This window comes from Carboxylicivirga linearis, assembly GCF_018271995.1.
GTDB lineage: Bacteria > Bacteroidota > Bacteroidia > Bacteroidales > Marinilabiliaceae > Carboxylicivirga > Carboxylicivirga linearis.
The window spans coordinates 344,216-363,317 of record NZ_JAGUCO010000003.1; the positions used below are offsets into that span (position 1 = coordinate 344,216).

Annotated in this window: 16 protein-coding genes; 5 read left to right on the plus strand and 11 right to left on the minus strand. The window is 36.2% G+C overall.

Translation table 11 applies throughout. The features are described from left to right. Positions 1–64: 64 nt before the first annotated feature. The 10 genes from KEM10_RS06920 to KEM10_RS06965 all read right to left on the minus strand — a co-directional run bounded on the left by KEM10_RS06920 (position 65) and on the right by KEM10_RS06965 (position 12,868). Positions 65–1,018 carry a hypothetical protein gene (locus KEM10_RS06920; protein ID WP_212215224.1) on the minus strand — a complete coding sequence of 318 codons (954 nt, stop codon included), beginning with the start codon at positions 1,016–1,018 and terminating at the stop codon, positions 65–67. Positions 1,019–1,024: 6 nt separating this feature from the next. Beyond that, on the minus strand, positions 1,025–2,377 hold the full coding sequence (locus KEM10_RS06925; protein ID WP_212215225.1) for a peptidylprolyl isomerase: 1,353 nt from the start codon (positions 2,375–2,377) through the stop codon (positions 1,025–1,027). Positions 2,378–2,521: 144 nt separating this feature from the next. Further along, the gene (locus KEM10_RS06930; protein ID WP_212215228.1) at positions 2,522–3,382 is read right to left on the minus strand and encodes a hypothetical protein; all 861 of its coding nucleotides are present in this window, start codon (positions 3,380–3,382) and stop codon (positions 2,522–2,524) included. 67 nt (positions 3,383–3,449) lie between these two features. Continuing rightward, positions 3,450–5,378 (minus strand): peptidylprolyl isomerase, encoded by a 1,929-nt coding sequence (locus tag KEM10_RS06935; protein WP_212215231.1) that lies wholly within the window; start codon positions 5,376–5,378, stop codon positions 3,450–3,452. Between the two features lie 181 nt (positions 5,379–5,559). After that, positions 5,560–7,029: an IMP dehydrogenase gene (gene guaB / locus KEM10_RS06940; protein WP_212215234.1), complete on the minus strand. Its 1,470-nt coding sequence runs from the start codon at positions 7,027–7,029 to the stop codon at positions 5,560–5,562. Between the two features lie 231 nt (positions 7,030–7,260). After that, a complete protein-coding gene (locus KEM10_RS06945; RefSeq protein WP_212215236.1) occupies positions 7,261–8,076 on the minus strand; it encodes a ZIP family metal transporter in 816 nt (271 codons plus the stop codon). A gap of 66 nt (positions 8,077–8,142) precedes the next feature. Then, positions 8,143–8,676 carry a GNAT family N-acetyltransferase gene (locus KEM10_RS06950; protein WP_212215238.1) on the minus strand — a complete coding sequence of 178 codons (534 nt, stop codon included), beginning with the start codon at positions 8,674–8,676 and terminating at the stop codon, positions 8,143–8,145. Between the two features lie 25 nt (positions 8,677–8,701). Continuing rightward, positions 8,702–9,328, minus strand: a complete 627-nt coding sequence (locus KEM10_RS06955; protein WP_212215240.1) for a carbonic anhydrase — start codon at positions 9,326–9,328, stop codon at positions 8,702–8,704. Between the two features lie 98 nt (positions 9,329–9,426). After that, the gene (locus tag KEM10_RS06960) at positions 9,427–10,956 is read right to left on the minus strand and encodes a carbon-nitrogen hydrolase family protein (RefSeq protein WP_212215242.1); all 1,530 of its coding nucleotides are present in this window, start codon (positions 10,954–10,956) and stop codon (positions 9,427–9,429) included. A gap of 16 nt (positions 10,957–10,972) precedes the next feature. Then, positions 10,973–12,868: a mechanosensitive ion channel family protein gene (locus KEM10_RS06965; RefSeq protein ID WP_212215249.1), complete on the minus strand. Its 1,896-nt coding sequence runs from the start codon at positions 12,866–12,868 to the stop codon at positions 10,973–10,975. 361 nt (positions 12,869–13,229) lie between these two features. Between KEM10_RS06965 and KEM10_RS06970 the strand changes: the two genes are divergently transcribed. From KEM10_RS06970 to KEM10_RS06985, 4 genes are all read left to right on the plus strand, one after another. Then, entirely contained in the window at positions 13,230–13,982 is a 753-nt protein-coding gene (locus KEM10_RS06970) for an energy transducer TonB (protein WP_212215252.1), read from the plus strand. 120 nt (positions 13,983–14,102) lie between these two features. Continuing rightward, positions 14,103–15,092 (plus strand): glycoside hydrolase family 43 protein, encoded by a 990-nt coding sequence (locus KEM10_RS06975; RefSeq protein ID WP_212215253.1) that lies wholly within the window; start codon positions 14,103–14,105, stop codon positions 15,090–15,092. Between the two features lie 10 nt (positions 15,093–15,102). Beyond that, positions 15,103–15,783 (plus strand): SGNH/GDSL hydrolase family protein, encoded by a 681-nt coding sequence (locus KEM10_RS06980; protein ID WP_212215254.1) that lies wholly within the window; start codon positions 15,103–15,105, stop codon positions 15,781–15,783. Between the two features lie 158 nt (positions 15,784–15,941). Beyond that, positions 15,942–16,466: a hypothetical protein gene (locus KEM10_RS06985; RefSeq protein ID WP_212215261.1), complete on the plus strand. Its 525-nt coding sequence runs from the start codon at positions 15,942–15,944 to the stop codon at positions 16,464–16,466. 45 nt (positions 16,467–16,511) lie between these two features. Here the strand turns inward: KEM10_RS06985 and KEM10_RS06990 are convergent, their stop codons facing one another. Next, positions 16,512–16,778 (minus strand): DUF4884 domain-containing protein, encoded by a 267-nt coding sequence (locus KEM10_RS06990; RefSeq protein WP_212215263.1) that lies wholly within the window; start codon positions 16,776–16,778, stop codon positions 16,512–16,514. A gap of 129 nt (positions 16,779–16,907) precedes the next feature. On the opposite strand from KEM10_RS06990, the gene KEM10_RS06995 reads away from it, so the two are divergent. Further along, the gene (locus KEM10_RS06995) at positions 16,908–18,815 is read left to right on the plus strand and encodes a RecQ family ATP-dependent DNA helicase (protein WP_212215264.1); all 1,908 of its coding nucleotides are present in this window, start codon (positions 16,908–16,910) and stop codon (positions 18,813–18,815) included. The last annotated feature ends 287 nt before the right edge of the window (positions 18,816–19,102 follow it).

Here is a 19,102-nt window from a genome sequence, read left to right on the forward strand (position 1 = left end):
TTAAAAAAATGAAATTAATGAATTTTTTCAGTATATCCTCAGGTAAAGAAGAAAAATGTATTTCCTATTGATTAGATATTGGTATTGTATCTAATATAGAGGTTAGTTGTTGCTCATTTATCTGTTCCAGTATGTCAATAACCGGAAAGTAACTATAGCTGGTTGAGTCGTTTTGTAAGATGTAATTAAATTTAAGCCCCATTTCAACTATCGAATCCTGTCTACTAGTAATATTTAATTTATACAATTCGGGTTTGAAAACAACCTTAGCAAAGTGTTTTCCATCCCGGCATTTTAAAAAGTAACCTGCTTCATTACCATTAATCCGGTAATTTTTTTGATAGCCATGTAACGGAGCATTTTCTATTTCAAGAAAAAATGACTCACTTATTTGATTGCTGTAAACCGGAAATATTCCACCTTCTTGTGTGGCAAATAGTTCAATTTCGTAGTTGTTCTGTTGCTTTTTAATATTCAGGCCGATGTCAAACTGGCTAAGATTGCTTTGTTGATTTAAAAAATCAAAACCTTTTTTTTGTGTCGAGGTTCCATATTTTCGTTTACCACTCGTATAAATCATTTGCTGACTAATGAATGGTGCATTGGAATGAAAACCTTTTTCATTTAATGACATCTGCAAATCAATACTATTATCAGAACGATGTAAGTAAATCGTATCGGGTAATTTGCTTTTACTAATAAAGTATGATTCATTAAAGGTCTGATGGCGGGTTGGTTCTACTAAAATGTTTACCCGGTAAGCTTTTTCAAATCTACAGAAGAATTGGCCATTTGCATCAGACAGAAGGTGGTGCTCCTCCACTTTGGATTGATCAATGTTGGATTGGAAAAGAGCTTTAGTTTGTATGCTCGTAAAAGGAACCGGTTGGTGTGTTTCGGAGTCAAGTATTACTCCATTCCATACAACATTATACGACTCCTTTGAGCAAGAATAAGACAGGAATACTAAAATTAGTACTCCTAATCTATATGTTATATGAAATCCATTCAGGTTCACATTAGCTTACTCTTTAACCCATCCCATGTACTCAAAATCGCAATTTACCCATTTTTTATCAATGGTGATATAGGTTTCTTTTTGTTTTGCCTTAATCCACTTATCAAGTGTTTCCTGTTGCTTTTGATTTTCCAGCATCATTTGTAACATCTGATAATCGTCGCGTAGGTTAGCTTTATGTGGGTCTGTTTTCTTTTTAAGTTTTACCAAACAGTAGGTTTCCTGACCTTTGGTTTCGTCAAGCATATAAAACGAAGGAGAGATATCATCTACACTCATTGTTTGTAATTGCTTGTTGATGGCCACAGGGATTTGAGATAACTCAAATTTAGCGGTTCCGGTTTGAGGATTCAGCATCAGCCCTCCACTGGTACGTGAGTCTTTGTCCATCGAAAAACGAAGTGCTGCTTCTTCAAACGACATGGTTTTGTCCATTATTAAGCCACGGATAGTATCCAGGTTAGCTTGAGTTTCTTCACGTGCTGCTGTTGAAACTTTAGGTTTAATCAGTATGTGTCTACAGTTGATACGCTCTCCTTTTCGGTCGATTAACTGAATGATATGATACCCGTATTCTGTTTCAACAATTTTTGATACTTTGTTTTTATCCTGCAGGTTAAAAGCAACACTGGCAAATTCAGGAACTAATCCCGAACGTGGCATCCAACCAAGTTCACCACCACGGGCTGCCGAACCTTTATCTTCGGAGTATAACACAGCAAGTGTCGCAAAGTCACGTCCTTCGTTTATCTGACGTTGGAAATCGCGTAATTGAGTTTTTACTCTGTCAATTTCTTTTTGTTCAACTTTAGGGTACAATACAATTTGTTGTAATTCAAATTGAGTAGGTACCATAGGTAAACTGTCCTTATCTGCATTTCTGTAAAAAGCACGAATTTCGGCAGGAGTAACTTTTACATCTTTAGTGATTTCACCCTGCATCTGCTGAGTCATCATTTTTGTACGAATCATCTCCATTTGGTCGCGCTTAATCTGAAGAAGTGATTTGTTAAAATACTCTTCCAGTTTTTCTTTACTACCAATTTGATTGATAAAATAATTGATGGTGGCATCAACCTGATTTACTACCTGGTTTTCGCTAACCTCAATACTATCTAATTTAGCTTGATTAAGTAGTAGTTTACTAATCAATTGCTGTTCAAAAATGTTGCATTTCAGGTCTCCCGGGAAATTTACACCTTCCATTAAAGCTTGTTCGTACTGATGCTCAATGTCTGATTTAAGAATGGCATTATCGCCAACAACGGCAATAACTTCGTCAATAACATTTGTTTGAGCATTGGTGTTAAAAAAAACAATGATAGAAGCGAACAAGCTGATTACTATATTTTTTCGCATGTTTTCGGTTTTGTATTCCTTTTCTAAAATTTAGGCATTTAAATGCCATTAGTAATATAAATAAAGGTGTATTATTGCCTTGCAAATATAAAAAAAAGATTAGCTTTTCTGCCCTCAATTAGTTAATTGCAAGCGATTGCTCTACTAATAGAACTTAACTGATTTCTTATCCAGACCTTCTTCATAAAGATCGTTCTCCAACTGTTTTAAAAATTCCAGTCGTTTTTTATTCACTAAAACGGCTTTTATTTTTTCTTCAACATACTCAATTGGAGCCAACTCCGAAGGTAATTTATATTCTTTAATGGATAAAAAATATTGGTTTAATGAATCTGAAGTTTTATAAAACTTGTTGTACTTCACAAACTGATCGGTACGCTTAATGGGTTCAGGTAATGCAATATTAATATCTTCCATGGGTAGCCATTGATCAAGAAAAATTTCATATTTCTTGGCATTCTGAAAACAATAGGTTTCCAGTTTTACCAAATCTTCCTGATCATCTGAACGATATAATTTCTCTAAGGTGTTAATGTTGGGTGCTGTTTTAGGAACCGTTACAAAAACACCTTTTATAATCACATCCTCCAATCGGAAATTATCTTCCATATCTTCATACCACTTTTTGATTTCGCTACTGGTAATGAAGGGGGTAAATTTTTGTGCCAGTAATTTTTGTTGGTATTTATGAATCAGCAATGAGCGACGATATTCCTCAAGAAGTTGTTCTACATTTTTTTCTTTCGGATTAAGATTAAGTTCTGCTTTGCGTAATAATAATTCAGAGCGAATCCAGCGGTTTATATAGTCTTGAACAAATACAATGCTATCTTCAGCTGATAAATGATTAGGTACAGCAGAACTAACCATTCCAATGGTTAATTGTCGGTTGCCAACCGATACCAACGGCCGTGAAGCTTCATTATCAGGTTTTGACTGACACCCTTGAAAAAGGGCGCCTATTGTTATAATAGTAAATAATAGATATTGGAAAGAATATCTCATTTTAAAATATTGGTTAAGAAGCGATTATTGCAAGCAAATATACAATTCTTATAAAGCTATCGAAATATTATTGTTTTTTATCTACGATAGCGGTTGTATTAATCTCAGGTTTATATTTTTCTCTCAGTTCTTTAATCCAGTTTTCTTCCATTTGCTTTTGGTAATCTGATAAAACCTGTCCTCTTACTTCGTTTAATTCACGCTCAGTCATAGGTTTTAATTCACCTAAAGTAACAAGATATTTATATTCCCCTTTCGCTTTAGTTTTGTCACCCCAAACTTGTTTGTCGAGTAATGGGTATTGACCTTTTGTAAAACTGCCTTCCTCAACATTAGCAAAAGTTGAAAGTACATTTTGTATTGAATCGGTTAAGGTAAAGTCAGGAGTTGATATCATTGACATAATTTTCTTAAGGTCTTTCTTCTTATTGCATTGTATCAGGGTTCCTTCAAAACGTTCCGGCAAAATATAATCAGCCTTGTGTTTGGCAAAGTAATTTTCTAATCCTGTAGTATCTTCCGATGCTTTATTCCAGATCTCTTTTTGGCTGATTTCAAATATCAATAATCCATCGTGATATTCGTTCATTAAAAAGCGGAATTCAGGGTATTTATCTTCAAGAATACTTTTTTCGTAGGTTAGAAGACCATCCTCGGCACATTCGTTCCAATGTTTTACGTAGGATTTTTCATTTAGTCTGCTTAATGCCACACGCTTTGATTTCAGGTATTCAGCAAAATCTTCAGAGCTTATTTCTTGCTTATTGAAGCTTGCAAGAGTATAGTTTTTTGCTGCAATTTCATCAAGTGTAAGGTCGCTTTTTTGTTCTTTATTAGCAGCAATTGTTTTATATATACTATTTAAAGCTTCACTATTTTCATTGTAATTGTACTCTTTCTTAAGCCTGTTGATCGTTGCTTTTTTACCGGCATAGGCACGTTCGTCGCGCTTAATTTTTTGCTCTATTTCCTCTCTGCTATCTTCCAGGCTCTTCATTGATTTTTTATCAACACGCTTAATGATATGCCAACCAAATGGAGTTTGTACCGGCTCCGATATTTGTCCGTTTTCGGTAAGCGCAAAAGCAGCATCAGCAAATTCAGGTACCATTCGCCCAGTGTTAAACCAAGGAAGTTCACCATTGGTGCTTAGCGAGTTTTTATCATCGGTATATTTTTTTACCATTTCGGTAAAATCTGCTCCGTTCTGTAAAAGAGCATAAATTGAGTCAATTTCAACCTTGGCTTTATCCTTTACTGTTTGAGGCGCATTCTGTGGATACATCTTCATTATATGCGCTACTTTTATTTCACCTTGATTAGGGCGCTTGTCTTTCACATATATAAGGTGATATCCAAATGAAGTACGAGTGATGTCTGAAGCCTGACCAACTTCAGTATTATATGCCGCCTTTTCGAAAGGATACACCATCATAAAACCTGTGAAATAACCTAAATTACCTCCTTTGGCTGATGACGGACAATCAGACTTTTCTTTAGCCAATTTTTCAAATGAATCTAAATCGGTTATCTGTGATTGTATCTCTTTAATTTTATTGTATGCGGACAGTGTATCTGCCGGACTTGGTGATTGAGGTAACTTAACAAGTATATGATAAGCATTCAGCTCGTAACTTAAGTGGTTGTATGCTTCTTCAATAACTGCTTCTGTAGCTTTTTTGTCGGTTAAGTATGGCTTTGCCAATTCGTTGCGGTAGTATTCCAGTTCGCTTTTAAAACTTGGAATTGTATCGTACCCCTGATCCATTGCTTCTAAAACTTTAAGCTTGTAGTTTACAAATAAGGGAATGTATTCCTTCTTGCTTAAAGGATTCTGTGAGAGTGAATTGTTTTTATTGTAAATGTAATTGAATTCATCTATGCTATACTGATGATCATCAACGGTTAATAAATTTGTATTTTGAGCCTCACTCACTAAGGTAGTTAGAGTAAGAATTGCAACTAATATGCTACGAAAGATATTTTGCTTGTTCATTATAACTAAAATTTGGAATTTAAACCATCAATAACTAACGGATGCAAATGTAAAATATTATTGATGGCTTTAGATAATATTGCAAAGTAAATTTTTGTGAGCGATGAGGCAATTGGCAGGTAGCTCAAAAAAAAAGCCTGAATCAAAAATGACTCAGGCTAAAAATATGCGTTGTTTTTATTTATCTTGAATAGTTAGGAGCTTCCCTTGTGATAGAAACATCATGTGGGTGACTCTCATTCATACCTGCATTGGTAATTTTAGTGAATTTTGCATTGTGAAGATCATCAATGGTTGCTGCCCCACAGTATCCCATTCCAGCTCTTAATCCACCAATAAGTTGATAAATTACTTCGTATAAAGTTCCTTTATACGGTACGCGAGCTGAAATTCCTTCCGGCACTAATTTTTTTACATCGTCTTCTACATCCTGAAAGTAGCGGTCTTTTGATCCCTTTTGCATCGCTTCAACAGATCCCATTCCACGATATGCTTTAAACTTTCTTCCGTTATAGATAATAGTGTCACCCGGCGATTCATCAACCCCGGCAAACATACTACCTGCCATTACAGCATGAGCTCCAGCTGCCAATGCTTTTACAATATCACCCGAGTAACGTAAGCCACCATCAGCAATTACCGGAACACCTGTTCCTTCAAGAGCTTTTGATACTTCGTAAATTGCAGAAAGTTGAGGAACTCCCACGCCTGCAATTACACGAGTTGTACAAATAGACCCCGGACCAATACCAACTTTTACTCCATCAGCACCGGCTTTAACAAGGTCTAAAGCAGCTTCGGCAGTTGCGATATTACCAACTACCACTTCCAAATCTGGATAGCGTTTTTTTGTTTCGCCTAAAGTTTCAATCACTCCTCTACTATGCCCGTGAGCAGTGTCAATAACGATGGCATCAACATTGGCTTCCACTAAGGCTTCAATACGCTCAAAGGTATCTGCTGTTACACCAACACCTGCTGCCACACGTAAACGGCCTTTTTCATCTTTACAGGCGCGAGGCTTATCTTTTGCTTTGGTAATATCTTTATAGGTAACCAGTCCGATTAATTTATTATTGGCATCAACAACTGGTAACTTTTCAATTTTGTATTGCTGAAGAATTGCAGCTGCCTTTTCCAAATCGGTACTTTGATTGGTAGTGACAAGGTTTTCGGTTGTCATTACTTCGTCGATAGAACGATCCATGTTTGGTTCGAAACGAAGGTCGCGGTTAGTTACAATACCAACCAGGAAACCGGCATTATCAACAACAGGAATACCACCGATTTTATATTCTTTCATCAAATCTAAAGCCTGACCAACAGTGCTACCGTGTAATATGGTAACAGGATTATAGATCATACCGTTTTCAGCACGCTTCACGGTTAATACCTGACGAGCTTGTTCGGTAATACTCATGTTTTTGTGTATTACACCAATACCACCTTCACGTGCAATGGCAATTGCCAAACGCGCTTCTGTTACTGTATCCATAGCAGCAGATACAATTGGTGTGTTAACCACAATGTTTCTTGAAAAAAGACCGTTTAATTTTACGTCCCTGGGAAGAACTTGTGAATAAGCAGGGATGAGTAAAACATCATCAAAGGTTAAACCTTCCGTAACGATTTTATCCTCAGTAAATGACATGGAACCTTGTTTTTGGGATTAAAAAATTTTGGCAAAAGTAGTAAAAAATAGTTCAGAAAAACCTACTGAAAATGTTAAACTTGGTTTAATCTTTTTGAGGCGACTGTTTGGTCTGTGAAAAATGATTTAAAAAGAAGTTTGTGTTATGTGATCTATCTTCTGAAAATCAGTGCTGATGTGAAAATATTCTCACATGTTTATTAAACTAAAAAATATCATTAAAATTAGGGATTACCCTAAGGCCACATCCAAAAGCATCATGGTAGCAAATCCAAGCATGGCTCCAATAGTAGATAAATCGGTTTCGTTACCTGTTTGTGATTCAGGTATTAACTCTTCTACTACCACAAAAATCATTGCTCCCGCAGCAAACGATAAGGCATAGGGTAGAATAGGAGTGATGGTAAGTACTAGGTAGGCACCAATAACACCTGCAATAGGTTCAACAATACCTGATAACTGTCCGTAGTTAAAAGCTTTTAACCTGGAAAAGCCTTCGCGTCTGAGAGGAATTGAAACAGCAGCTCCTTCCGGGAAGTTTTGCAAACCTATACCAAAGGCTAATGCTATTGCTCCTGCTAAAACTCCTGGCTCCGGTGTATTAGCTAATGCTCCAAATGCTACACCTACGGCTAACCCTTCCGGTATATTATGAAGCGTAATTGCCAGAACTAATAATATACTTCTTTGCCAGGTGGTTTTAATTCCTTCTGCTTTATCTCTTGATAATCCCATATGAAGATGAGGGAGTATCTTATCAACTATTAAAAGAAATGCACCTCCGGCAAGGAATCCGATTACGGCCGGCAACCATGCAATACCTCCATTACCTTCTTCCATTTCTATGGCAGGCTTTAGTAATGACCAAAAACTGGCTGCAATCATTACGCCGGCTGCAAAACCCAACATGGAATTTAAAATCTTTTTATTGATTGATTTAAAAAAGAAAACCATAGAAGCTCCGGCAGCTGTTACAAACCATGTAAAAGAGGTTGCAACAAGAGCTAATATAATTGGGTTGTATTCTAGTATCGATTCTAAGTTCATCACTGTCTGGTTTAATATTTATTGAATAAATATAAACAACCAATATAGTAAATGGTTTTTGAGTATTTAAATCTTAGCTTTTTTATCAAGAGCTTCCCATGTTTCTCGTCGAATAGCAAAGATTAATTCATCTTCAAATCGATTCTTTTTGAATATGGTTCTTTCGAATTTGGCTTCCATCTTAAAATGGTTTTTGACAAGAGCTCTTTGAGATGCAGTATTTGATCCAAATACACTAGCATATAATCTATTGATGTCAAATGAGGTGAATGCAAAATCGAGAACTTTTTTAATAGCCACGCTAATTATTCCCTGTCCCCAAAATGGTTCGGCCAGCCAATATCCTAATTCTGCATTTTTAATGTGGATATCTTGTTGTGGATGAACTCCAATACCCCCAATGGCTTCTCCATCTAAATCAATAGCGAAGATGTGAACTGGATTATCCTGATTGGCAAACTCAATAAATGCTTTCCCGTCTTCCTCAGTGTAAGGGTGTGGAAATTTGTTTGTCAGGTTTTTAGCAATGTTCCAATTGTTGGCATACTTAACCAAGCTACTTAAGTCATTGGGGTGCCAGGGGCGTAATGTTAGGTTCATTCTTGTAGGTTCGTTCTTCTAATTTTTATTTAAGGTGATATATTTCCATTACATTCTCAAGGAGCTGTTCAAAATCGATTTCTAAATCAATTAGTTTACCACTATGAATATCCCAAACCCATCCATGCACAGTAATATGACGATCGCGATATCCTCTTTGTACTTCGGCTGTTTTAATAACATTCAGACATTGTTCCTGTACATTAAGTTCCACCAATCTATTATATCTGCTTTCTTCATCTTCAATGGCATTTAACTCATCTTTGTGAATTCGATATACATCGCGGATGTTTCTTAACCAGGGATTAAGAATGCCTAAATCTTCAGATTGCATAGCTGCCTTTACGCCACCACAGTGATAATGTCCACATACAACAATGTGATTTACTTTTAGGTGAACAACTGCATAATCGATTACTGACATAGCACTTAAATCGGTATTAGGAACCATGTTGGCAATGTTTCGATGTACAAATACCTCTCCCGGTTTTAATCCCATTAATTCTTCCGCAGTAACTCTGCTATCTGAACAGCCAATGTATAGAATGTCGGGACTTTGCCCTTCGGTAAGCTTTTCGAAGAACTTGGAGTCTTTTTTCAATTTTTCCAGAACCCACTCCTGATTATTTTTAAAAATCTTTTGAATATCCATAGTTACCTGTATTTAAGAAAGTGCAATATAATATAAGATCATTGACTTATCATTTCTTTAGCTAATTCTATATAAAAAGCTAATTGATGCAAGAATGTTTAATCTGAGTTTAAATGTTTTAATGAATAAATGTCACTTCTTCTGTCTTTTAGGTTTTTAACGCTACCAAATTGGTTTAATTCGCGCAACATACCTATATCAACATCAGCAATCAATATCATTTCGGTATTTGGTGTAGCTTCAGCCTTAATACCATTGGTAGGAAAGGCAAAATCACAAGGTGTAAAGACCATTGACTGTGCATACTGTATATCCATATTGTGTACCTTAGGCAGGTTGCCAACACTGCCGGCTATCGCTACATAACATTCGTTTTCAATAGCACGGGCCTGAGCGCAATGTCTTACTCGGGAATATCCATTTTGAGTGTCAGTAAGGAAGGGAACAAAAAGAATATCCATACCTTCATCGGCCAGGAGTCGCCCTAATTCAGGAAACTCAACATCGTAGCAAATTAAAATACCAATATTACCACAGTCGGTTTCAAAAGTCTTTAATTGTTGGCCTCCTTGCAGACCCCATACTTTAGCCTCATCAGGTGTTACATGTATTTTTTCAAAGCGCTCAATTCCACCATCTCTTTTACAAAGGTAGCCAACGTTGTATAGTTCATTATCAACTAATTCAGGCATGCTTCCCGTAATAATATTAATGTTATAGGTTATGGCCAGTTGCGAGAATCGTTGAACCACCAAATCAGTGTATTCCGCCAGTCGTCGAATAGCTTCCGGCTCCGATAAATGGTTGTATTCCGACATCAATGGAGCATTAAAGAATTCGGGAAATAGAGCAAAGTCGGAGCGATAGCCGGATACCGCATCAACAAAGTACTCTACTTGTTGCATTACTTCGTCCAAATCTTTGTATAAGCGCATTTGCCATTGAATCAAACCCAGTCGAACAATTGTTTTGGTAGTGGTAGCACTCTCTGTTGGTTGCTCGTGGTAGATATTATTCCATTCTAATAATACAGCGAATTCATTTGATTCTTTGTCGCCTTCCAGATATCCTTTCAGTATTTTTTTGGGATGAAAATCGTTTGACATTTGAAAGTCAAGTACCGGATCGTGTATTTCTTTTTTGCGAACTTTTTCAATGTATTCTTTGGGAGTCATCTCCTCAGAATATTTATGAAAATTTGGAATGCGCCCTCCAAAAACAATACTTTTCAGGTTAAGCTTTTCGCATAATTCTTTTCGGTAATCATACAACCTTCTTCCCAGTCGCAAACCACGAAATTTAGGTCTGATAAACACATCTATGCCATATAAAACATCTCCTTTATTGGTATGTGTACTAAAGGTATAGTTGCCGGTTATATCTCTATAGGTATGCTTGGCATCGTATTTTTTATAATCAACAATGATGGAGAGGGCACAGCCAGCCAATTCATTATCAATTTTTATGGCTACTTGTCCTTCCGGAAATTTTTGAAGTAAAGCTTTAATATGGTTTTCTTTCCAATAGGCATTTTGCATATTGGAATAAGCTTCAATCATCGCATTCTTAATCTCTTCGTAATCTTCTATCTTCAGGTATACTAATTCAATGTTATCTATATTGTCCATAGACGGTTATTTGAGTTTATTTTTTCTGATCTTTCTTTTCAATGTTTACAACAAAGCCTTCGGGTTGATAGTTTTCCGATCTATATTCCGGTGGGATAGTAGTGGTGTTTCCATCGCGCGCTGCTCGGTAGTGAGGCGATAATATTTCAATACCTTTTTCATTACAAACATCCTGTATGTTTTGGTGAAGGTTGGAATAAATCAAGGCTTGTTTACTGGCCTCATTGGTATAGGCATTTATTTGGTAACTTACATAAAAGTCATCGAGTGCAGTTTGCAGAACATATGGCTTAGGTTCTTTTAAGATCATATCAGTTCGCAAAGCTGCTTCAATTAAGGCTTCATGCATATTTCTCCAGGGAATATCATATCCAATTGTAACTGTTGAATTAACAATTAATCCGCTCTTTGCAGCTATACTGGTATAGTTAGTTGTATTGCCGGTTAATACTGATGAATTAGGAATGGTGATAATCTCGTTTTTGATGGTTTTTATGCGAGTAACCAACAATGACTTTTCAACCACATCGCCAGAAACATCAGCAATTTTTATTCGATCACCAATTTTAAACGGACGCATGTAGGTAATCACCAAACCAGCTATCATATTAGAGATGGCCGATGATGATCCGAGTGAGAATAATATTCCGATAAAAACAGAAACCCCTTTAAATATATCGGACTTGGAGTTGGGTAAAAGTGGAAAAATCAAGACAAACATAAATGCATAAAGCAAAAATTTAACAATGCTATATGTTGGCATAGCCCAATCGGCATGGAATCCTGATATTTTGAGTTTTTCTGATTCTATTTCATGAAAAATGTATCGCACAAATTTGATTACATACCGCATGACCAGATAAATAACTAAAATACTGAACAGATCAGGCAGGTAATTCCATACTGCTATGATTACTCCTTTAAATGGCGACCATATTAATTGAAACAGAGCATCGGCCCAATGGCGTGAAAAAGGAAATATGCTGAAAATTATGGGCAGCGTAATATATAATAACAACACATAAGTGAACCATCGGAGTAATTTAATAAACACTTCAATGGTTTTTATTTCTTGTTCTACGGTTAGAAAAATGTAATCCTTGTACGAAAGATTCTTCAACCAATTATCTTTTTTCAGCATTATCAGGTTCATCAGCTTGGCATATCCTTTTCCTATAAGCCATATAATAAATCCGGTAATTAAAATAACCATTAGAACCAGTCCAACCCGAACTAACAGTTTTGAAATCTTATTTTCGTTTTTAGCATTGATGAGTGAAGTTTGTATCGAACTTTTTATCTGATTGGATAGTGTTCGAATGTCAAGACCATACCACATGGCATCCATCTCAGAAATGCTCATTAATATGGTTTTTCCGTATATAACATCGAATGAATTTTCGGAATCCTTAACTAAGATAGAATCGGGATTTAAAAAATCATTATCGTATAATTGCTCAATTTTCCTGTTGATATTAGAAGCTCTTTCTTGTGCTGTTAAAGGGCCGAATTTTGAATAAATGATAATAATGGTGTCATTTAAAATGCCTAAAACAGGAAAGCCTTCTGCCTTTTTTCGAAGCGAATTAATATGAGCCAATTTTTTCTGAAGCCTCTGATCTTCCTCTTGTTTAATGGTTCGTAATTGATTTAAAAGGGTTTCCTTCTCAATGTTATCAGTGGTTTTTAATTGTTTAATCTGATTTTCTAGCTCCAGTTTTTTTAATGAATCGCTTTGTCGCTGATTTTCCACCTCTTTTAAACGTTCACTAATGTTGAGTAATACATTTAAGTTTATAGTGTCGCTCGAAACCTGAAGGCTGTCTGAGGTTTGTATAGTGCTGTCTGGCTGGCCGTATAATAATTGACCTGTTATTGACAGAAGTAAAATAAAGGTAAAAACTCTGCTCATATTTACCATTAATTAATTGTGATAAATGGTCGTTTCTTCATACTAGGAACTAATTCAAGTTGAATAAGTTTAATGTATAATAAAATTTGCTCAATAAGTCTACATCTCAAAACACAGGTGCTTTTGGGGATGAAATATATGCAAACCTTTTTAAGTCTTCCATTCAAAGGGTAAAATTATTTTGATGACATAGAAAAGTGGCATGAAATGATGGCGGCTACCGTTCACGAATGAACATCAAATGTTCGTTCATGGACAGCAATTATTAATGTGTAATACTCATAAGTAGCAGTTTGATAGGAGATTATAAAAAAGGGTCTAAAGCTTGTTTTCTTTTGGTTGAAACTAAAAATTTTGAGTTATGAGAAGAGTTATTTTATTTGTAGGATTTGTTTTGCTTTCCGTTTGTGTGATGGCGCAGGAAGAAATGAAGCAAAAGTTTATCAAGGAAACAAAGGTGATGGCGCCTGTTTTTATTGGTGATGAGAATGTGAATGATACCAAGGCCACGTTTAATCAATACTTGGTTAAGGAATTGGATTATCTGAAAGATGACGCATATGTTTTAGATGAGGGAATTGTTTCGGTAAACTTTAAAATTCAAGCCGATGGTTCATTAACTGACGCAATGGTGGTGAACTCTGTTTCGCGAGCATTGGATAGAATTGTATTGAAAGTAGTTGAAAAAAGTAATCAATTGTGGCTGCCAGGTGAGATTAATGGAAACCCAACGGAAATGGATCAAACTGTTTATGTGAAGTTTGATTTGGAAGGTAATCCATCTCATCGAATAATGGCACAAAACAATCTGTTAATGGCGGTAAAAGATATTAGATCAATAGCTAATATTAATGAAAATGTTTTTTTGAATGCCAATAGGAAGGAAAACAAAATACAACGAAAACTTAATTCAGCAGAGCGGTTTTTGTGTACGGCAGAAAAATATAGACCTGATGAAACATCAATCGTATTTTGGCAAGCCAGATTGTATGAATTGCAAGGAGAAGAAGAATTAAAGAATGAACGTTTACAGAAGTTTAATGAGTTGGCTGAGCAGAAAATGTATGAGGAAGAGTTATTAAATTCGAATCAATTAGCTGTAGTAAAATTTTAAGGGTAGGTTTATTTATATTGATTATGCAAGCAGGAGTTGAAGCTTCTGCTTTTTTTATTGTTATAAAAATTATTTTCTAACTATTTTAGCCATTGATACAAATTACAATCTCAATCTTTTATGAAAAAATTGTTTGTTTTAAGTCTACTGCTTATCTCCGTTTTCAACCTTTCTGCGCAACGAAATAAAATAAGACAAAATGTGCCTCTGGATTCCATTGTGCTAAGTGATCCGTTTATATTGGCCGATGAAGCCAGCCAAATGTATTACATGACTGGAACTGGTGGCCGAATGTGGAAAAGTCCGGATTTAAAATTGTGGGAAGGACCATATAAGGTAGCTCAAACCGATCCTGCATCATGGATGGGGCCACGACCAATGATATGGGCAGCTGAGTTATTTCACTACCAAAACAAGTATTACTATTTTGCCACATTTACCAATAGAGAGGTTAAAATTGACACGGTTAGAGGTAATGTTATTGAACGCAGAGCTTCGCATATATTAGCAAGTGATAAGCCTGACGGACCTTATGTGCCTATGCAGGACTCTATTTATCTTCCTGAAGATTTACCTACTTTAGATGGTACTTTTTGGGTTGATACTGACGGTAAACCATACATGATTTACTGTGGAGAATGGCTTGCGAATTGGAATGGTACCATGGAGAAAATTGAATTGAAATCTGATTTGAGTGGTTCCATTGGAGAAGGTAAAATTCTCTTCAGAGCCAGTGATTCACCTTGGAGCAAAGAAAAGGATGAAGATGGGAATGATATTTTTAACAAAGTAACAGACGGACCTTTTCTTTTTAAAACCGAAACCGGTCGTTTGGGAATGATCTGGACCAGCTGGGTATATAATGTTTACACACAAGGTGTGGCTTACTCGCAAAGTGGAACACTTGATGGCCCCTGGATACATGAGGAAGAACCTATTACGCCACCTAATTTTGGTCATGGTATGTTATTTCAAACCTTAGAAGGGCAGTGGTTAATGTCAGTTCATAGTCATAAGGTTGTTGATGGTCGATATATTCGGGTTCCTCATTTGTTTAAAGTTGATCTATCGGGTGATAAATTGGTTGTTGGTGAAATTTATAATCCTTAAAACTATTTAAATGAAGCAGCTATCATTAATCTTTACCCTACTTGTAATGATGTTTTTTAATCAGAATACCGAAGCACAGGACTGGCCCAATTTGGGACGGTTCAAAGCTGAAAATGAGAAATTGGGTGAGCCTGCCAAAAAGGAAAAGAGAGTTGTGTTTATGGGCAATTCCATTACCGAAGGATGGAGTCAGCATTATCCCGAATTTTTTAAAGATAAGCCATATATCAACCGGGGCATAAGTGGTCAAACAACTCCACAGATGCTCATTCGTTTTCGCCCTGATGTTGTTGATTTGCAACCCAAGGTTGTTGTAATATTAGCAGGTATAAATGATATAGCAGGTAATACGGGTCCTTCTTCATTGAAAATGATAATGGATAACATTAAATCAATGGCTGAATTGGCTAAGGTCAATAAAATAAAAGTGGTTTTGTGTTCTGTTTTACCGGCCAATGATTTTCCCTGGAATCCTGGAACAGAACCAGCTAATAAGGTTATTGAACTAAACCGGATGATAGAAAACTATGCCGAAGAAAATAAAATGATCTATGTCGATTATTTTTCAGCGATGGTGGATGATCAGAAAGGATTGAGAAATGAATTGACTTATGATGGTGTTCATCCTAATAAAGAAGGGTATCAAATAATGGAACCATTGGTTGAGGCAGCCATTAAAAAAGCATTGTAATTCTGATAAAATAAAATATTGAGGACGTCTCTGGTCATTGTTAACCGAGACGTCTTTTTTTATGATGCGCAGGAAAAGATAAAAAATGGAGTCAAATAAAATGAATCTCCTTATTAGCAACTTTCCATAAATACAATTTAAAAAGTAGAAGGTAAAAAATGGATAAACAAAGAAAGTTTTCGATTAACAAATTAATGCGCTCACTGCATCGCGATATTGGATTTTTGGTGATTGGCATGACACTTATTTATGCTATAAGTGGTATTGTATTATTATATCGCGATACTAATTTCTTAAAATCAGAGAAAGTAATAGAAAGAACTATTGATGCGGGTATCTCAGAAAATGATTTGGGAGGTGCTTTGAGAATGCGTCACTTCAGAGTTGAAAAATCAGAGGGTGATTTAATTTATTTTAATGGAAATGGCACATACAATCAATCAACAGGGCTTGTGAAATATTCTGTAAACTCTTTGCCCGAGTGGATAAATAAGATGAATAGCTTTCATAAAACAATGAGTAGAAATGTTATGCATTGGTTTGGATTGGTTTATGGAATTGCACTTACCTTTTTGGCTGTTTCTTCATTTTGGATGTTTAAAGTCAAGACCCGTTTATTTAAAAGAGGGATGATTTTTACGGCTGTTGGATTGATTTTAGCAATTGTATTATTGTTTGTGTAAAACTAAATAAGTGACATGTTCTGAGTGGTCATGTCACTTATATTTTTATTCGGACTTAATGTGATTACTTATTTGTGTTTTGGTCGTATCATTTTTACTGCTGGTAACATCTCCGTTACAGTTGGTGAAATACACATAATTTCCATCGTCTCTAAAACGATACACTTTACATCCATCATGTTCAAAAAGATATTCTACTGTATAGGTTTCGTTGTTTTTAGGCGGCTCACTTGTTAAAGGTTGCTCAATAGAGCACGAGTGAAACATAAAAGCTGTGCAAATAATCAAGCCTGATTTTAAAAGAGTCTTCATTACGATCTGGTTTTAGTTATATGTAAAATTACTATACTAATTTATTCATCACAAAAAGCGAGTCTGTTTTATGGTGTTGAAAAATATTTTGAAATAAATGAATAGTTCAGAGTAACTTTATACTCGCATATGGACATTTTTCATCACATACTAAAACAATACTGGGGGTATACTCAGTTCAGACCCTTGCAAGAGGATATTATACGTTCGGTAGCATCGGGTAAAGACACGCTGGGTCTAATGCCAACTGGTGGAGGTAAGTCGTTGACCTTTCAGGTTCCCGGATTAGCCAAAGAAGGCATTTGTTTGGTGGTTACACCCTTGATTGCCTTGATGAAAGATCAGGTAGCTAATTTGCGTAGTCGTGATGTAAAAGCTGCAGCTATTCATTCTGGTCTTACGCGTGATGAAATAAATGTAATTCTTGAGAACTGCATTTTTGGTGGAACCAAGTTTTTGTATTTATCACCTGAACGGATTGGAACCGAATTATTCCTTGAAAAGTTACCTCATATGCCGGTTTCGATGCTGGCTATTGATGAGGCGCATTGTATATCGCAGTGGGGATATGATTTTCGTCCTTCATATTTAAAGATTGCAGAAGTAAGAGAACATTTGCCTGATGTGCCGGTTCTTGCTCTTACAGCAACAGCCACACCAGATGTGGTGAAGGATATTCAGCAAAAATTGCTTTTCAAAGAAGATAATGTATTTGAAAAAAGTTTTAAGCGCGATAACCTGGCTTATGTGGTGCGGTATGCCGAGGATAAAGAAGAGCAGTTGGTAAAGGTGCTGCAAAAAGTACCGGGTAGTGCTGTGGTATATGTTCGAAGTCGCAAAAAAACCAAAGAGTATGCGGAGTTATTGTTGAAGAATGGAATTTCAGCATCCTCATTTCATGCAGGGATGCCCCAGGAGGTGAAAGACGAAAAGCAAAAGCGTTGGACTCAAAATGAAATACGGGTAATGGTTTCGACCAATGCCTTTGGAATGGGAATTGATAAACCCGATGTGCGTGTGGTTGTACATATGGATGCACCCGATTCGTTGGAAGCTTATTTTCAAGAGGCTGGGCGTGCCGGCAGGGACGAGAAAAAGGCATATGCCTTGCTGTTGTGGTCCAATAACGATAAAGCGCGATTAAAGCGAAGCATCCCAATGTCTTTTCCTGAAAAAGAAACTATTTTAAATGTTTACAAAGCTTTAGGTAATTTCTTTCAATTAGCTGTTGGCAGTGGTTTTGGTATGGTATACGATTTTGATATGGGCTTATTTTGCAGCACTTACAAAATGAATGTGATGGTGGTGTTCAATAGCCTTAAGATTCTGCAGCGTGCCGGATATCTCGAATTCACCGAAGAGTTGAATTTATCATCCAAAGTAATTTTTATTTTGCGCCGCGATGAGTTGTATAAATTTCAGGTTGCTAATGAGGATTATGATACTTTCATTAAACTATTGCTTCGGTCATACACCGGATTGTTTACAGAGTATGTTTCAATTAATGAAGAGGTGTTGGCAAAGCGAATGAATGTTACCCGTCAGGTGATTTACGAATACCTGGTTACCTTATCAAAATTAAAGGTGATAAAATTTATTCCTCAGCGTAAAACTCCACTTATTACGTATACAACATCGCGCGAGGATACCAAGTATATTGAACTGCGTAAGGAAGTTTATAAAGACAGAAAAACGCGTTATGAAGATCGTATTGAAAGTGTAATTGAATACGGAAGTACCAATCATATTTGTAGGAGTAAGTTGTTGTTAAGCTACTTTGGTCAGAAAAATATTGAAAACTGCGGGCAATGTGATGTCTGTCAGCAAATGAAAAAGACTGATCTTTCGGTTAATACCTTTGATGAAATAGAGCAGCAGGTTAAAAAACTACTTAGGAATAATCCCATGACCTTCAATGAACTGTCGCTTCAATTGAAAGTAGATGAAAATGATCTTCAGAAAGTAATCCGATGGCTTGAAGAATACGAAGTGATGGGTGAGAATGAACAAGGGAAGTTTGAATGGTGGCGCAATTAGCCAATTATTTAAAAAGAGAGAAGACGGAAGACAGAATATCCATTTGCTTTTTGAATATGTCAATCACAATTCAACGATTTAACAGTTCAACAACTTAACAATGAAAGACGGAGAACCAAATTCCATCATTATTAATCCATAACCATAAACAATTTATACAGGTGAAAAAGGTGCAAGGGGTTACCTCTGAGGTACCCCTCCCCACCTTGAAGCTCGACGTTTCGACCTTTTACCTCGGGTGATGAAGCAAAAAGCTCGATGAATGGAGATTTTACCTTGGTGATATC

What these genes read in the sequence shown, in the direction of transcription:
- KEM10_RS06925 (WP_212215225.1), bottom strand. Translation starts at nt 2,377, where the DNA reads ATGCGAAAAAATATAGTAATCAGCTTGTTCGCTTCTATCATTGTTTTT.
- KEM10_RS06930 (WP_212215228.1), bottom strand. Translation starts at nt 3,382, where the DNA reads ATGAGATATTCTTTCCAATATCTATTATTTACTATTATAACAATAGGC.
- KEM10_RS06935 (WP_212215231.1), bottom strand. Translation starts at nt 5,378, where the DNA reads ATGAACAAGCAAAATATCTTTCGTAGCATATTAGTTGCAATTCTTACT.
- guaB (WP_212215234.1), bottom strand. Translation starts at nt 7,029, where the DNA reads ATGTCATTTACTGAGGATAAAATCGTTACGGAAGGTTTAACCTTTGAT.
- KEM10_RS06945 (WP_212215236.1), bottom strand. Translation starts at nt 8,076, where the DNA reads ATGAACTTAGAATCGATACTAGAATACAACCCAATTATATTAGCTCTT.
- KEM10_RS06950 (WP_212215238.1), bottom strand. Translation starts at nt 8,676, where the DNA reads ATGAACCTAACATTACGCCCCTGGCACCCCAATGACTTAAGTAGCTTG.
- KEM10_RS06955 (WP_212215240.1), bottom strand. Translation starts at nt 9,328, where the DNA reads ATGGATATTCAAAAGATTTTTAAAAATAATCAGGAGTGGGTTCTGGAA.
- KEM10_RS06960 (WP_212215242.1), bottom strand. Translation starts at nt 10,956, where the DNA reads ATGGACAATATAGATAACATTGAATTAGTATACCTGAAGATAGAAGAT.
- KEM10_RS06965 (WP_212215249.1), bottom strand. Translation starts at nt 12,868, where the DNA reads ATGAGCAGAGTTTTTACCTTTATTTTACTTCTGTCAATAACAGGTCAA.
- KEM10_RS06970 (WP_212215252.1), top strand. Translation starts at nt 13,230, where the DNA reads ATGAGAAGAGTTATTTTATTTGTAGGATTTGTTTTGCTTTCCGTTTGT.
- KEM10_RS06975 (WP_212215253.1), top strand. Translation starts at nt 14,103, where the DNA reads ATGAAAAAATTGTTTGTTTTAAGTCTACTGCTTATCTCCGTTTTCAAC.
- KEM10_RS06980 (WP_212215254.1), top strand. Translation starts at nt 15,103, where the DNA reads ATGAAGCAGCTATCATTAATCTTTACCCTACTTGTAATGATGTTTTTT.
- KEM10_RS06985 (WP_212215261.1), top strand. Translation starts at nt 15,942, where the DNA reads ATGGATAAACAAAGAAAGTTTTCGATTAACAAATTAATGCGCTCACTG.
- KEM10_RS06990 (WP_212215263.1), bottom strand. Translation starts at nt 16,778, where the DNA reads ATGAAGACTCTTTTAAAATCAGGCTTGATTATTTGCACAGCTTTTATG.
- KEM10_RS06995 (WP_212215264.1), top strand. Translation starts at nt 16,908, where the DNA reads ATGGACATTTTTCATCACATACTAAAACAATACTGGGGGTATACTCAG.